10 protein-coding genes are annotated in these 13,086 nt (G+C 48.2%); 6 read left to right on the forward strand and 4 right to left on the reverse strand.

Annotation, left to right across the window (positions count from 1 at the left end; genetic code table 11):
• Positions 1-208 precede the first annotated feature (208 nt).
• The 5 genes from purM (at position 209) to asnB (ending at position 6,606) form a co-directional block, all read left to right on the forward strand.
• Positions 209-1,246: a phosphoribosylformylglycinamidine cyclo-ligase gene (purM, locus tag JYB87_RS10475; protein WP_207353452.1), complete on the forward strand. Its 1,038-nt coding sequence runs from the start codon at positions 209-211 to the stop codon at positions 1,244-1,246.
• Positions 1,246-1,890, forward strand: a complete 645-nt coding sequence (gene purN / locus JYB87_RS10480; protein WP_207353453.1) for a phosphoribosylglycinamide formyltransferase — start codon at positions 1,246-1,248, stop codon at positions 1,888-1,890. The genes purM and purN overlap by 1 nt, the downstream gene beginning before the upstream one ends.
• 149 nt (positions 1,891-2,039) lie before the next feature.
• Positions 2,040-2,798, forward strand: coding sequence for an HAD-IIA family hydrolase (locus JYB87_RS10485; protein WP_324032177.1), 759 nt, complete (start codon positions 2,040-2,042; stop codon positions 2,796-2,798).
• Positions 2,799-2,950: 152 nt separating this feature from the next.
• Complete coding sequence (locus tag JYB87_RS10490; protein ID WP_207353455.1) at positions 2,951-4,588, forward strand: M28 family metallopeptidase; 1,638 nt, start codon at positions 2,951-2,953, stop codon at positions 4,586-4,588.
• Positions 4,589-4,932: 344 nt separating this feature from the next.
• Entirely contained in the window at positions 4,933-6,606 is a 1,674-nt protein-coding gene (asnB, locus tag JYB87_RS10495; protein WP_207353456.1) for an asparagine synthase B, read from the forward strand.
• 92 nt (positions 6,607-6,698) lie between these two features.
• Here the strand turns inward: asnB and JYB87_RS10500 are convergent, their stop codons facing one another.
• Together JYB87_RS10500 and JYB87_RS10505 are read right to left on the reverse strand one after the other, a co-directional pair.
• Positions 6,699-9,446, reverse strand: a complete 2,748-nt coding sequence (locus tag JYB87_RS10500) for a DUF2339 domain-containing protein (protein ID WP_207353457.1) — start codon at positions 9,444-9,446, stop codon at positions 6,699-6,701.
• 178 nt (positions 9,447-9,624) lie between these two features.
• Positions 9,625-10,014: a glutaredoxin family protein gene (locus JYB87_RS10505; protein WP_207353458.1), complete on the reverse strand. Its 390-nt coding sequence runs from the start codon at positions 10,012-10,014 to the stop codon at positions 9,625-9,627.
• Positions 10,015-10,299: 285 nt separating this feature from the next.
• On the opposite strand from JYB87_RS10505, the gene JYB87_RS10510 reads away from it, so the two are divergent.
• Positions 10,300-10,911 (forward strand): Yip1 family protein, encoded by a 612-nt coding sequence (locus JYB87_RS10510; protein ID WP_207353459.1) that lies wholly within the window; start codon positions 10,300-10,302, stop codon positions 10,909-10,911.
• 110 nt (positions 10,912-11,021) lie between these two features.
• Here the strand turns inward: JYB87_RS10510 and JYB87_RS10515 are convergent, their stop codons facing one another.
• Complete coding sequence (locus tag JYB87_RS10515; protein ID WP_207353460.1) at positions 11,022-11,819, reverse strand: endonuclease/exonuclease/phosphatase family protein; 798 nt, start codon at positions 11,817-11,819, stop codon at positions 11,022-11,024.
• A gap of 178 nt (positions 11,820-11,997) precedes the next feature.
• The gene (gene arsB, locus JYB87_RS10520) at positions 11,998-13,056 is read right to left on the reverse strand and encodes an ACR3 family arsenite efflux transporter (protein WP_228729839.1); all 1,059 of its coding nucleotides are present in this window, start codon (positions 13,054-13,056) and stop codon (positions 11,998-12,000) included.
• Positions 13,057-13,086: the final 30 nt, after the last annotated feature.

The raw sequence follows: 13,086 nt of genomic DNA on the forward strand, positions 1-13,086 counted from the left end.
GTAAACGAACTCTAAAGCCCGCCTTCGACCAGCAAATTTGTGAAAGTTTAGTAGATTTGCCTTAACTGGAAAACATAAAGTTTCGTGTATGAGTCAATTCGTGAGCGCTATCCGGTTAGCGAAGCGCCACGTTTCGCTTTCGACCCCTAGCCCAAACTGATAGAATACGCCCGCATAATATTCATAACCCTGTACCCGAGAGGATCAAGTGAGTACTCCTACCCCACTGAGCTACAAAGATGCTGGTGTCGATATCGATGCGGGCAACGCCTTGGTTGACAACATTAAGTCTGTTGTTAAACGCACCCACCGTCCAGAAGTGATGGGCAATTTGGGTGGCTTCGGAGCCCTGTGTGCGCTGCCAACCAAATATAAGCAGCCTGTTCTGGTGTCTGGCACTGACGGTGTTGGTACTAAGCTGCGTTTAGCCATCGATTTCAAAAAGCATGACAGCGTAGGTGTAGACTTAGTTGCAATGTGTGTGAACGACTTGATTGTTCAAGGTGCTGAGCCGCTGTTTTTCCTCGACTATTACGCAACAGGCAAATTGGACGTTGAAGCAGCAACAGCGGTTGTGACGGGTATCGGTGAAGGCTGTTACCAATCAGGCTGTGCGCTGATCGGCGGTGAAACGGCTGAAATGCCAGGCATGTACGAAGGTGCCGATTATGACTTAGCCGGTTTCTGCGTTGGTGTAGTAGAAAAAGAAGCCATTATCGACGGTAGCAAAGTGGCTGCTGGCGACGCGCTGATTGCGCTGGCGTCTTCTGGTCCGCACTCAAACGGTTACTCACTGATCCGTAAAGTATTAGAAGTGAGCCAAGCTGACCCACAGCAAGATTTAGCAGGCAAGCCGCTGATTGAACATCTGCTGGAACCAACAAAAATCTACGTTAAATCTGTTTTGGATTTGATTGAGAAGCAAGAAGTACACGCGCTGGCACATATCACTGGCGGCGGCTTTTGGGAAAACATCCCACGCGTATTGCCTGACAATGCTAAAGCGGTCATCAAAGGTGACTCATGGCAGTGGCCTGTTGTATTTGACTGGTTGATGTCAGCCGGCAATATCGAAAAATATGAAATGTACCGTACCTTTAACTGTGGTGTAGGTATGGTGATTGCTCTGCCGGCTAATCAAGTTGATGCCGCTATTGCCCTGCTGAAGAGCCATGGCGAACACGCATGGCATATCGGTGAAATCGCTGCTCGCGCTGAAGGCGATAAAGCGGTGGAGATCATTTAATGCCGCAGTTGTGTCGCGTATTGGCGCTGATTTCCGGTAATGGCAGTAATTTACAAGCGATTATCGACCACAGTCAGCCTAAAGCGAATTATCAAGTCGTTGGCGTTATCTCTAATAAAGAGGACGCTTACGGCTTAACACGTGCAACAGATGCAGGTATTGCCACCCAATGTGTCAACAGTATTAGCGGCGAGACTCGCGAAGCCTATGACCAACGGTTGATCGCCGCGATAGACAGCTATCAGCCCGATCTCATTGTACTCGCAGGTTTCATGCGCATTCTCACCAACGAATTGGTTGAGAAGTACGCAGGCAAAATGCTGAACGTGCATCCCTCGTTGTTGCCGCGACACACAGGTTTGCATACACACCAAAAGGCAATTGACGCTGGTGACAGCGAACATGGTGCCAGTGTCCATTTTGTAATTCCTGAATTGGATGCTGGGCCGGTTGTGCTGCAAGCTAAAGTCCCCGTGTTTGAAGATGACTCTGCTGCACTGTTAGCCGCCCGTGTGCACGAGCAAGAACACGCAATCTACCCTTTGGTAGTCAAGTGGTTCGCGCTAGGACGTCTGGTTATGCGTCAACGCCAAGCATATCTTGATGGTGAGCTACTGCCAGCCTCAGGTTATGCTGCTGATTGATTTCAATGTGAAATTTTTATGAATAGGAGTCTTCGGACTCCTTTTTTATGCGTGCTTTCATAGTTTAAGAAAATTATCGCAATCACCATTGAAATTGTATGATAATTAGCTTTGAATAGTAGCAGTTATTTTGAAACGATGAGATGGGCATGAAAAATATTATCTGTGATATTGATGGCGTGCTAATGCACGACAACAAGTTAATTCCTGGCAGTGAGAAATTCATTGCTCGTGTACTTGATCAGGGAAACCCATTAGTGGTGTTAACCAATAACCCTGCTCAAACCGGTAAAGATCTGCAAAACCGCTTAGCCTCTGCTGGCTACCCAATGATCCCTGAAGAATGTTTTTATAGTTCAGCCATGGCGACCGCAGCATTTTTAAAGCAGCAAGCGGGCACAAATGGGGCAAAAGCCTATGTGATTGGCGAAGGCGCGCTCACCCATGAACTCTATAATGCAGGCTTCACCATTACCGATATCAACCCTGACTTTGTGATCGTTGGTGAAACTAAAACCTTCAACTGGGACATGATCCATAAAGCAGCCCGCTTTGTGGCCAACGGCGCCCGGTTTATTGGGACGAACCCAGACACTCACGGCCCTAACTACTCTCCTGGCTGTGGCGCACTTTGCGCACCGATTGAAGTGATTTCTGGTCGTAAGCCATTTTACGTGGGCAAGCCAAGCTCGCTGATCATACGTTCAGCCTTGAATCATATGGGCGCACATTCAGAAGATACCGTGATTATTGGCGACAACATGCGCACGGATATTCTGGCAGGTTTCCAATCTGGACTTGAAACCATTTTGGTACTGAGCGGTGTGACCAAACCTGAAGATATTGAACGTGAACCATTCCGACCGAACCATGTGTTTCGTTGTGCTGGCGAAATCGACATCGTCTAAGGTTTATGCAGGTTTTAGCAGCGCCCACGCCCAGCCGTGGGCGCTTCTTTTTTGGGCAAACAGACATAAAACGTAACATTCTAGTTACATCTGTGCGAAATTTTGCTGCTAACATGCCTCGCAACAAAAATGACAAAAAGCAGGACATGTTTATGCGCTTAATCGTGCCACTCTGCTCTGCAGCGCTGTTAATCGGCTGCACACAGCAAAGCCATGAGACTCAGTACCAGGCAAAGTTTGACGAACAACTGTTTCGTCAAGATTTTAAAACACTTGCATCCGATGAGTTTGAAGGGCGAGCCCCCACCACTCACGGCGAAAAGCTGACGATTGACTATCTGAGCAATGCATTTGCACAAATTGGCTTTGCTCCCGCCGCAAATGGAAGCTATCTGCAAAAAGTGCCCATGGTGAGCTTCACGCCCAGTGAAGATCAGCAGGTAACCCTTGCAGGTTTGCCACTGCAATATCGCAAAGATGTGGTGCTGACCAGTCGCCATGATGTCCCTGAAGTCGCCATTGAGAATGCACCACTTGTATTCGTAGGTTACGGCATTAATGCGCCAGAATACGATTGGAATGACTATCAAGGCCTTGATATGAAAGGCAAAATAGCGGTGATTTTGGTTAATGATCCAGGGTTTGCCGCACCAGACTCAGGCAAATTTGGTGGCAAGGCAATGACCTACTATGGTCGTTGGAGCTACAAATATGAAGAAGCCAGCCGTCAAGGAGCGCTGGGCGCCATTATCATTCACGATACCGCACCAGCATCTTATCCTTGGTCTGTGGTCGAAAACAGCTGGACAGGTCCGATGCAGGAGTTAGCTGATAATGGCGCCGACTATCGCATTGCAGTAGAAGGCTGGATGACCAAAGACGCTGCGGAACAGGTCTTTAAAGCCTCAGGTTTAGATCTGCAGGCAGCCAGTGAGCGCGCTGTACATGGGCCGATTCAACTACCGCTGGAACAAACCGCGGCAATCCACTTTAACAATCATGCTGAATATGCCGACAGCTATAACGTTGTCGCCACCCTCAAAGGGACCGATGCTGCTGCAGAGCAAATCCTGCTGACCAGCCATTGGGATCACATTGGTAAAGATGACAGCCTCGACGGCGACCAGATTTTTAACGGCGCAATGGACAACGCTGCCGGTGTTTCTGGCTTGCTGGCGTTGGCACGACAAATGGTCGCCGCCCAAAAAGCCGGCCAACCGCTGAAACGTTCCATCACTATCGTAGTCACCACCGGTGAGGAACAAGGCTTACTGGGTTCACGCTACTATGCTGCGCATCCACTGTATCCGCTGCAAGACACTGTTGCTGTGTTTAACATGGATACCACCAACGTTTTCGGCCGCACCAAAGACTATACCATCATAGGTAAAGGCCAATCGGAATTGGAATTGTACTTGGAAAAAGCCGCAGGTGAGATGCAGCGCACTGCGACTGCAGAAGCGCATCCCGAATCAGGGGGCTACTTCCGCTCAGATCACTTCAGCTTTGCAAAATACGGTGTGCCCGCAGTGTTTGCCGGTGGCGGAAGTGAGCCGGTTGATCAAGCCACCGCTGATTACCGAGAAAAAATGGAGCAACTCGGACAGGGTTGTTACCACAACACCTGTGACGAATACCATGAAGAATGGAATCTCGCTGGCACCTTTGAAGATCTCACCGTTTACTTCAACGCTATTCGTCAGTTAGGCAATAGCCAAGACCGCCCGGGCTATTACCCTGGCTCTGAGTTTTATCAACTTCGACCAGCAACCGGTATCAAACTCAAATAACCATCACGAGAAAGGGGCATAACGCCCCTTTTTGTTCGACCTTTGTCTATGATTTTGCCGAATTAATAATGAATGAAATTCAGTAAGTTACCCAATCTTTCGATCGTTCAATATTTCATCATTACTGTTTTCCTAAACAAAGAATGTTTTTTCTCGTAAAAAATCAGCAAACACAACAAACTTGCACTCATTTTTAATAATTCATCATTCATTAATGCCATTCTTTGAATTTGATCCACATAATTTGAAAAATTAATAAATTATTCATCAGTTTTCCGCTTGATTTTTACATTATTAATGGCAAAGTATCACTCAAGATATTTTTGTGAAGGCCCGGAGTTTTTATGTGTTCGATTTTTGCCATTCTTGATATTCAGTCTGATGCGGCTTCACTGCGCCAAGTTGCCCTAGAAATGTCCAAATTGTTGCGCCATCGTGGCCCAGATTGGTCAGGCATTTATGCATCCGACAAAGTTGTGATTGCCCATGAACGTTTAGCGATTGTCGATATTGAACATGGTGCCCAACCGCTGTTCAGCGAAGACGGCAGCATAGTGTTAGCGGTTAACGGCGAAATCTATAACCACAAAGAGCTTAAAGCCAAACTGGGTGACAAATACACCTACCAAACCAATTCTGACTGCGAAGTAATTCTGGCGTTATACCAAGAGTACGGCTGTGAGTTCCTCGACATGCTGAACGGTATTTTTGCCTTCGTACTTTACGATCAGAACACAGATACCTATTTGATTGGCCGTGACCACATCGGCATCATTCCGTTATACACAGGTCACGATGCAGCAGGTAACTTCTACATCGCTTCAGAAATGAAAGCGCTAGTGCCTGTGTGTAAAACCGTTGAAACCTTCAAACCAGGTCACTATTTAGTGAGCGGTGCTGAGTCACCGGTACAATATTACCAACGTGATTGGCGCGAATATGATGCGGTAAAAGATAACCCTGCAAGCATTGAAGAGCTGCGCGCTGCACTCGAAGCCGCCGTTAAACGTCAGCTGATGTCAGACGTGCCTTACGGTGTACTGCTTTCTGGTGGATTGGATTCTTCGGTAATTTCAGCTATTACCCAGACCTTTGCCAAACGCCGTATCGAAGACAACGACGAGTCAGATGCGTGGTGGCCACAACTGCACTCATTTGCAGTGGGTCTGAAAGGCGCACCGGATCTGATTGCCGCGAAGAAAGTGGCTGACGCCATTGGCACGATTCATCACGAAATTAACTTCACCTTTCAAGAAGGTTTGGATGCGATTAAAGATGTTATCTACCATCTGGAAACCTATGACGTCACCACCATTCGCGCAGCAACGCCAATGTACTTGATGGCCCGCAAGATTAAAGCAATGGGAATCAAGATGGTGCTGTCAGGTGAAGGTTCTGATGAACTGTTTGGTGGTTACCTCTACTTCCATAAAGCACCTAACGCACAAGCGTTCCATGAAGAGCTGATCCGTAAACTGGATAAACTGCATCTGTACGATTGTTTGCGTGCCAACAAGGCGATGGCCTCTTGGGGATTGGAAGCTCGGGTTCCTTTCCTTGATAAAGAGTTTATGGATGTGGCGATGCGTCTTAACCCAGAAGCAAAAATGTCGATCAATGGTCGTATTGAGAAACATATTCTGCGTCAGGCATTTGAACACATGCTGCCAGCAGAAGTGGCATGGCGCCAAAAAGAACAGTTCAGTGATGGTGTGGGTTACTCATGGATTGACGGCTTGAAAGCTCATGCCGCTGCTGTGATTGATGATAAAGAGTTGGCTAACGCCCACTTCCGTTTCCCATACAACACGCCAGATACTAAAGAAGCGTACTTCTATCGCACCTTCTTTGAAGAGCTGTTCCCACTGGAATCAGCCGCGCACACCGTGCCAGGGGGCAAGTCAGTTGCCTGCTCTACCCCTGAAGCCTTGGCATGGGATGCAAGCTTCCAAACCATGGCGGATCCATCAGGCCGTGCGGTGCGCTCAGTGCATGCTGATGCCTACAAAGATGCTTAATCCCGCGGTTTAAACACATAAAAGGCGCTGATTCAGCGCCTTTTGTTTTTGCTACAATGCTTATCCAGTTTCAGCAGCAGTGCTCACTAACGCTACTTAGTGTCATCAATAGCATCGCCGTTCTGCATCGTGAGCTGTTGCCGTTTTAGCAACTGGAACAATCGGCCAATCCCAATTAACGCACCGCCCAAGCCTAAGAAACTGACCACGCGCCATACGCCATCCAAATGACCGATATCGGATAAGAACACTTTAAGTGCGGCGCAACCTAATATGACCAATCCCAATTTCTGTAATACCGGCAATTGCTTGCGCACACCAGCGAAAATAAACCCGCAACCCGCGACAATAAATGTCACCGAATAGCTCAACCATTCCGCCATGGTGGTGCCAACAAACAGCGCCATTGAGCCGGGTTGCCAAAACTGCCTTAACGACAACAGCCACCACACGCTCAACAGTGCCCCAGCAATGGCATAGCCACTATGTTTAACCCGAGTCGCTGATATTGTCGGCAATTCGGGTAACCCATCAACATAGCTAATGCCAAATAGCAGTAGCGCCGGAAGCAACCAGCCCAAGGCCAGCGGGTTGAACAATGGCGTCAGTTCACCGCTAACTGTGTCATCCCACAGAGGCATAAATTGTAAATTGATCAACAGCGTGACCAATGCCACCACCAATAACAAGGCATAACGATAGTAGCGATAGAACCGTTGCAACCACTGATGCTGACAACGTTGCTGACGAATGCCATACACAGCGCAAAGCACGAGCGCCTCCATCAACCAAAAGCTACAGCTAATCAAATCTAACTGTTCAAACAGTGCGTAGCTGCCAGTGACGAGATAGTGACTTTCGACAAAGCAGAACAGTGCCACGAGGTGAATAAGGCCGCCCTCTAACCAATCAACAAACGCGAGTTTGGCGGCTGTGGCCAGCCTGTATGCTAAATACAGCAGCAACAGTACCGGCATAAAGTGCAGTAAGGTTAAGCTCCAGTCCGGCAAATCAGTGTTGTACCAGCTGCTCATAAAGGGTAAAACGCTGAGTCGTAAAATCACAATAGACACCAACACCTTAGCCACAATATCCGTCAACGCTGGCCATTGTTTTACCATCTGAACAACAACGATGAGTACCTGCACAGCTAACAAGCCACTCAACAAAGGCCCGTCAAACCACAGCACAAGATTTAACCAAACCAAGCCGTGAACAGCACCGACAAGCGCAAGCCGCATATCCGCCAACTTGTATGCCAACCATGCCAATACTGCGGCCACGGCAATACTGAGCAATGAGCTCAACCAAAATAATGATGGCCAATCTGCATCGCTATACAACATTAAACTGGCGATGAATACTTGTGGCCCGACAATAAACCAGTAGCGGTTCACCTGCTCTGCTCGCTGCCGATACGCCAGATAACCTTGTGCAGACAATGCCATCCACCAAACAGCCGCTAACACCACTAACCACTGAAAGCCGGAGCTGTTATCCAGCGTGAGTTGATACTGCGTCAGTACAAAGGTGACGCTTAGTACGGTGCTTAGTAATGGAATATGTCGCGCTGTTCTCACTGCGTTTAATAATGGCTGCCACAATAGACACGCCATGATCGCCAGCAACACCGTACGATGTTCCATACTGTAGAGATAGAATCTTAATTCGCTAGTTAGCAGCAACATCAGGCTCAATATCAGCGCCGGATAAAGACTGTGATAGCCGCGGCAAGCAATCCGCTCGGTTCTCAGCCCTGAAGAGCGAAGCGCAAACCATAACCGCCAGCCGCGTTCGGGCACAGTAATGAGTAGATAGGCCGTCAGCGGATAGAACAACGCCATCCACCAAAGCGGTTCTGGCATATCAAGGTTGATGAGCACCATCCACAACAGCTGCCCAACAATGATTCCCCATAGCAGCCAAGCCAGTTGGCGGCGTCGAATAACATATAATCCGACCGCTGAAATCGCGGAAATATATCCCGCCAATAGATAATAATTAGGGCTCGTTGAGCTGAGCCATAACGGCGCAATGTAACCGCCGATTAAACCGAGTACCGCCATCAAACTGCCATATCGCAGTGACGCCAACATTGAGCCGATGGATGTCAGCGCCATCAATAACATCGCTAACATCGGGCTTAACAAATGGTAACTGACGACTGCAAACACATAAGCGGCGTAGATGCCAGTCGTCCCTGCGGCCACAATCGCGGCAGGAATATAATCAGCCCCCAAGAGTCCGCTGAGCGCTGCGCCCGCACGAAATCTGCGATGTAGCCATTCACCGAACGCCACCGTAGCAACAGAGATCAGTAAGGCGACCACAATGCGAGTGGTCGGTGTTGTGTGGACATGGGTACTGATAAATTGCACCAAATACCCCATCCCAAACACCAATGCGAGGCCGCCACACCAGACCAACCAGTTGTCTTTAAAATGTGCCACTAGCTTGCGTTGCCATTCGGGAAATTCAGTATCAAGTTTTCGGTGATCAGTAACCTTGGTCGCAGATACTGCGGTAGGGTTTGCTGACCACGCCGCTGAATGATGGTTGACCGACACAGGCGTGGTCGGCGTTGACGCCAGTTGCGCATCGGCTTCAGTTGGCACTGGTGAAAGAGTATCTGATACTGGTGTAACAGTTGGAGATTGCGGCGGCGTAGAAGTTGGCGCACGGGCATCTTGCGCGCGATTTAATAGCTCTAGTTGCAAGCGCAGCTGTTTAAGATTGGCCGCCATGCTATTGACCCGTTTGGTCAAGCGCTGCACTTCAACAAACGCCAAAATGGCCAGCACTGCCAATAGCAGTACTAACAACACTAACAGAACTTCCATAGACATCCTTGTTGCTTTAGCAACCTGTGTATGGCGAGAGCATAGCACTGCCCTCAGCTGATGCAAAATCAGCCAGTTACTTTAGTTGGCGTACGTGGTGGGCGAGAATAGTTGAAGTGAATAACGGGCGCACATAACTGCACTGACGGTGTGATTCACCGCCAGCACAGCAAGATAATTAGGCAGCAAAGCGCTGTTGCAAATAGCGTTTAATCTCTTCAGATTCGTACATCCACTGTTCGCTACCGTCTGTGTCTACGATTTTTAAGCACGGCACTTTGACCTGACCACCTTTGGTTTCCAATTCCGTGCGCGCCGTTTCATCTCGCAATACGTTCGCCATGGTGATCGGCAATGCCAAACGGTGGATCTCCTTTTTCACCTTAATACAGAATGGACAAGTGCTGTATTGGTACAAGGTAAGTTGCCGGCACTGCTCATTCACTTGTGCTTGTGCATCGGCTTCACGCTGAATAGGTTTTGGCTTTGATAACGCCGCATAAATCAACATAAACGGCATTAAAATACGACGTAATAATTTGAAAAATAAACGAATAACTATGCGCATAGGATTCCTTTAACCGCCCAACACTACATTAGCAACAACAAATGTGCGCTAGTCTATCAGGCTAGAGAGGCTGTTAGCGAGCGCAATTTTTAGCTGCTTTATCGGCTGTTGTCGAGTTATCTTCGCTATCCCTTACGATTTTTATGGCTTAACTCAGCGATATCTAATTTATGGCTATATAGGTGTAATTGATAATCACTATTAATTCTTATTGAGATTTTTAAGCTGACTAAACTTTAGGAGTAGTGTTCGTTTCCACTAACGAGCGTTAATGCGAGGTCAGCTATGAGTAATCACATCATTGGATTGATATTACATCCGGGTAAAGAGTGGCAGCAGATTAACTCGGAACATGAAAGTGTGTCGCACCTGTATTACCACCATATTTTAGGCATGGCGGCAATTCCAGTCGTGGCATCGTTTATTGGTACAACGCAATTTGGCTGGAGCTTTGGGGGAGACGAGTCCTACAAAGTCTCGATTGAAAATGGCATTGCCTTAGGGTTGGCTTTTTATGCCCTGATGCTCGCCGCAGTATGGATTGTTGGCAGTTTGATCCACTGGCTTGCCCGAGAATATCCTGAACGGCCATCACGGGGGGAATGTGTAGTGTTTGCCGGATACACTGCAACGCCGATGTTTTTAGCCGGTGCGGTAGCCATCTACCCTGTATTTTGGGTGTGCTTACTAGCACTCAGTGCAGCCCTAGGTTACACCGCCTACCTCCTTTATAAAGGTACGCCGCGTTTCTTAGGTATCAGTCACGACAACGGGTTTATTATTTCGGGCATGACGCTCGGTTGGGGCATATTACTGTTAGAAGTGATGCTCACCGTCGTGGTGATGCTGTGGAGTATGAGCTCTGAGACCAGCATTATGTGGAGCGTGTTCAAATAGTTAATTTGACGAACGCCAGCCACGGATGGCCTATTCACCCTTTTTCCCCTTTAAGTTGCCTAGCCGCTACATCTCGAAATCAACAGCACTTCCCTGTGCCTATATAATGATTACAGTTCGATTGTCGCGATCACTGGGCGATGATCAGGACGATCAGCATCATCGTGACAGTATTCAGCTTCAGGGAACAAAATATCAGACGTTGCAGCCGCATATTTGCCATGGATAAACACGAAATCAAGAATGCTATTGTACTGCGCGTCGCAATTAGACTTGATCAGTGTTTTGGGTTTTACCCAGTACCACTCACCGCTGTCCATCAATAGCTCAAACGCTTTATTCCCTTTCGCAGTGGGTAAATCATAATCATAGTTATAATCGCCCAGCGCGATAACTGTGGCGCTTTGTTGTTTTGCCCAATCAACCAACATGCGCGTTTGCTGTTGACGCTGTTCCGCTTTACCGCGCATCAAGTGATTGCCCATCACAATCACCTTCTTGCCCGTTGTGTTATCTTTCAATGTGACAATCAATGCTGGTCGTTCGAATTTGTTTACGCCAAACACTAACTCATGAGAGTCCAGCAGACTAAACCGCTTAGGGTTGAAAAAGATACCAAGCGCATCCGTCGTTTCGACCGCATTGGCGGAGGTCACCACTTGATAACCGCCCATGGTGTTTGCCAATGGCTTCGCCCACGAGATCGTCAGTTCGCTCAACATATAGACATCTGCGTTTGGTGCTTGCTGAATATAGCTGGCAACCGTTGGCTCGGTGGCATCTGGCTTGTAACCGCCTTCAACGTTATAGCCCATTACCGTAATGGGGGCGGCAAACGCAGGCGCTACAACCGCAGCTGCCGACAATGCGGCAATGGCCAACAGACGTGAAAGATATTGTGGGATCATGAAAAATATCCAAAAAAAAGAAGACGCGACATCTTACCGAAAATAAGCGTCAACTGTTACTCCAACAAGCTGATTGCCCGCGCTGGAAGCAAAAATTTGTTCAACAAATTGTGTCCAAATTTGGCGTGCCATGTTACATCGCAACAGCAGCCAACCTCAGTACCCTTGCCGACTATGGCTAATAGCGGCGTTTCAATCGAAGCGCTACATTGACTAAGGCGATCAATACTGGCACTTCAACCAATGGGCCAATTACCCCTGCAAAAGCTTGAGGAGAACTCAAACCAAATACCGCCACCGCCACGGCAATCGCCAACTCAAAGTTGTTACCTGTGGCAGTAAAGGCAATCGAGGCGTTTTTGTCGTAGGCAATTCCCAGTCGTTTACCGATAAAGAAACTGGCGAAAAACATCAGTAGAAAATAGATCACTAGCGGAATCGCAACGCGCAATACGTCAAATGGCAAATCCACAATCATCTCGCCCTTTAAACTGAACATCAGCACAATGGTGGCTAACAAGGCAATCAGCGTAATCGGCGAAATACGCGGTAAGTACACCTCGTTATACCATTGCTCGCCTTTGCTGCGGATGAGCACAATGCGACCTAAAAAGCCTGCGACGAACGGCACGCCAAGATAGAGTGCGACCGTTTTAGCGATCTCGGCCATGGTGATGTCAACCGCAACGCCTTCGAGGCCAAAATACGGCGGTAACACTGTAATAAACAACCACGCCAGCACGCTGTAGGTAAGAATTTGGAACAAGCTATTGAGCGCCACCAACATGGCGCCATACTCTTTATTACCAGCGCCGATGTCATTCCACACCAACACCATGGCGATACAGCGCGCTAAACCAATCAGAATCACCCCTACCATATAGCCAGGCGAGTCATGCAAAAAAATCAGCGCTAAGCTGAACATCAATAGCGGCCCAACCAGCCAGTTCATCAGCAATGACAACGCAATAGCCTTTCCATCGCGACTCGCCTCACCCAGCAACTGATAATTCACCTTGGCCAGCGGTGGATACATCATCAAAATCAACCCGATGGCTAACGGCACATTGGTGGTGCCCACTGACAAGCTATCGGTCCATGCCGCCACTTGCGGGAACAACACGCCAATTGCCACCCCCAGTGCCATCGCCAGAAAAATCCACAGCGTTAAATAACGATCGATAAAACGCATTTTCTGTATGGCGGGTGTATCCACGCCCAAATCACCTTGACTCATTCAAACCTCAAATCGCTGGCGTGATTACGG

Source organism: Shewanella avicenniae (assembly GCF_017354945.1).
Lineage (GTDB): Bacteria > Pseudomonadota > Gammaproteobacteria > Enterobacterales > Shewanellaceae > Shewanella > Shewanella avicenniae.